This window comes from Wolbachia endosymbiont of Drosophila seguyi (assembly GCF_028981765.1).
Taxonomy (GTDB): Bacteria; Pseudomonadota; Alphaproteobacteria; order Rickettsiales; family Anaplasmataceae; genus Wolbachia; species Wolbachia pipientis.
In genome coordinates this window covers 1-2,920 of the sequence record NZ_JAPQLM010000120.1, presented here as the reverse complement: position 1 = coordinate 2,920, position 2,920 = coordinate 1, and the positions used below count along the sequence as shown (strand labels likewise).

General features: G+C 36.3%; 1 protein-coding gene and 2 pseudogenes. 1 reads left to right on the top strand and 2 read right to left on the bottom strand.

The window, feature by feature from the left end; genetic code table 11:
* Both OZD62_RS02780 and OZD62_RS02775 read right to left on the bottom strand, forming a co-directional pair.
* Nucleotides 1-270: pseudogene (locus tag OZD62_RS02780) on the bottom strand (group II intron reverse transcriptase/maturase); the annotation flags it as partial.
* Between the two features lie 585 nt (nt 271-855).
* Complete coding sequence (locus OZD62_RS02775) at nt 856-1,860, bottom strand: virulence RhuM family protein (RefSeq protein ID WP_010962468.1); 1,005 nt, start codon at nt 1,858-1,860, stop codon at nt 856-858.
* Nucleotides 1,861-2,695: 835 nt separating this feature from the next.
* Between OZD62_RS02775 and OZD62_RS02770 the strand changes: the two are divergent.
* A pseudogene (locus OZD62_RS02770) lies at nt 2,696-2,824 on the top strand (Holliday junction resolvase); the annotation flags it as partial.
* Between the last annotated feature and the right edge of the window lie 96 nt (nt 2,825-2,920).

Sequence of the window (2,920 nt, the reverse complement as noted above, 5' to 3'; positions counted from 1 at the left end):
AAAATTTGCCATACACTCAGCTAGGAAGTTTCTTTTTGGTTTGACAGGTTTTATCTGTCCGGCGCTATCCACTAGTGTTTTAAGTTTCTCTTCTAGATTTTCTCCATAAGCTTCCACTGTCACACGATCTATACCACAAGCCTTGTTGCGTTTTAGTTCCTTATAACACTCTGCAAGATTCTCTTCATTAATCAAATGAACTAATGATGTAAATTTTACTCGCTTATCTTGCTTAGCCCTTACTGCTATCTGGTTTAGTTTTCCTTGCATACTCCTCTAATCTCTGTTGTATTGGTATAGCAATCCCTATACCAGTCACTATATTGCTAACCGCTTCCCCTTGTATGTGGCTTTCCCACACTCCGAGTACTATCAGTTAGTCCGACTTCCTTTGCATCTTCCTCCAGTCCTCGCCTTTATTGACTTGTTCCAGAGTACCCTTACAGGAATACAAAGGATCTCCCAAGTTCACGTAAGGTCCATCTCAACACATGACGCGGCCTTCGATCCCGATGAGGTGAGTAATATCTTGCCTTAGCGTTATTACCCATGTTGCCTTCCACCAAATGTAAAGTGTCAGCCCCCATGACGCGTGAATTACGGGACTCAATACCTTCACTTTCGTTGCACCCTATGTTGTCCATTCCATTAGCTTTACTACGCTCGTTACCTTACGCAGCATAATGGTTTGTTCCAGGTTGCCGGCTAAGCTTTACCCGTGTTGGATTTTCACCAACTGTTCCTTACGCACTTCTTGGCGCACACAATTTTTCACCCCCCTTAAAATTAAAACAAAAGGTGGTAAACAAGATGTCAAACACAGATAACTCAACTACAAGCTGGTTTTTGTTGTAGTTAGATAGTTATTTTCTCACTTTCTTTACTTGCTTTAATTAATTCATCAAAATCAGATTCATGTAATTTGTCCTGTATAACTCTGTACTTTTCGTATTCTCCTTCAGCCAGGGCTTTTGCAACTTCAGCACTAACTTTACCGGCATCTTTAAGTACTTCATAATCATTGAATAATAGAAATGCATCCAATTTTTCAGCCCAGTCTTGCATTTTCATCAGCCGATTCTTTTTTGCTTGAAGTTCTGCATAATCTAGATACATCGAAACAATGTGGTTTAGTTCACTTAGTTCTTCTTCAGTTAAGTAATTTTTCGCAATACTTACATCACTCTTGTGAATTTTTTTACCTGGACCATCTTTCCATGTAGTTAGCCCCATATGTGGTTTTTTGTGATCAACCCGAGAACATATCAACTCTGCTGCAGTTAAACCATAAATTGCCCAATATAATTTGTTTTGTACTTTTGCGTAAAATTGTTTTGTTATTTCTGAATTTGGATCGTAATCTGCAGAACATTCGGCATAAATGTCGGTAATCTTCTGGTAAAATCTACGTTCGGATGCTCGTATTTCCCTGATTTTTTCAAGTAATTCATTGAAGTAGTCTTTGCCAAACTTTTTCCCGTTTTTTAGTCGTTCACTATCTAAAGCAAATCCTTTGATAATAAAATCCTTCAAAACTTTTGTAGCCCATACTCTGAATAATGTTGCTTTTTTAGAATTAACTCGATAACCAACAGCTATAATTGTATCTAAATTGTAAAGTTGTGTTGGGTAATTTTTACCGTCTGCAGCGGTTACCTCAAAAGTGGAAACAACTTCTTTTTCCTGTAATTCACCAGATTCAAATATGTTCTTGATATGCTTACTAATAGCTGGCAGTTGTACATCAAATAATTCAGCCATCCTTTTTTGCGTAAGCCAAAGATTTTCATCTCTGCATAAAACTTCAATTTCTATATTTCCACCTGGAGTAGTATAAAATACAATCTTATTCTCATCCATTATCTATCTCCTATAACTTACAAACAAACCATTGATCATCAATAGGAATTTAACCAATTAATTGTCTCTACTGCAACTAAATTCTTTAAAACGTCTTTAGAGGGCTATTATAACTTATTAATGAGCTGGATAGAGGGGAATATCTGTTTTATCAAAAATTCATGTGACCTCTTCTCAGCTCCAGTAAACAGTTATTTCCAAAATGGAAACAACTCAAATAGTAAGGTGTCTAGGAGGTCGGACTTCCGTTTAGCGGGTTCTTAAAGTTTAGGCTCTCTTTAATTTCTGAGCTGCATTCAAATTATTTTAACTTTTTTTCAGAAAATCCCGGAAAAAGTGGTGAGAAATCCGGAGTATAGGGGCATTGAGTATAGATGTGCTTCAAACACAAAAGTCGGCAAATAAACAGAGTAGAAAAGATTGAAGGAAGCAAAAGAAATTTAGGCTTTTGGTAAGTTACGTAATTGAGAATTTGTATTTTTTTAGATGAGGTAAAAACTTTGTTTTAAGGCTAGATGCAACTTTAGGGTACAAATACTACTATTACCAAAGAACGCATATAATACCCCTTAGAACTCGAATAAATGGCATGCTTAGCAATTCTATTACTGTATGGCAAACTCACAGGTGAGTTTAGCACGTTTTTTACGCTTTGCAAAGAAAAATTAAAAAAAGTGAACAGTTTTTGTAAAATCGGTGAATATATATAATACCAAGTCCTAACTAAGGTAGGTAGCATAAGATTCTTGTCATTGGCCAACAAAAACCCATTCATAGCGTATTTTGAAGGAACCAGACGATATTTAGCGCTACTTATAGTTTTAAATAATAGCAAATGTCAATCCTCACACTCGACCTCGGCAAACAAACCGGCTGGGCTATTCTTACAGATGGAGTAATTCAAAGTGGGAGTGAAAGTTTTCATGGTAATCGTTTCAGCGGAGGTGGAATGGCTTTGTTGCATCGCTACTTATGAAAGGCTAACTATAGTTAGGATTATAAGCAACTTATTGAAAATCTTGTTTTTTTGCAATCAATCTGATCAAATTTAAGAATAGTA

Bases quoted from the DNA above. Each gene is read 5' to 3' on its own strand.
- OZD62_RS02775 (WP_010962468.1), bottom strand. From the start codon at position 1,860: ATGGATGAGAATAAGATTGTATTTTATACTACTCCAGGTGGAAATATA.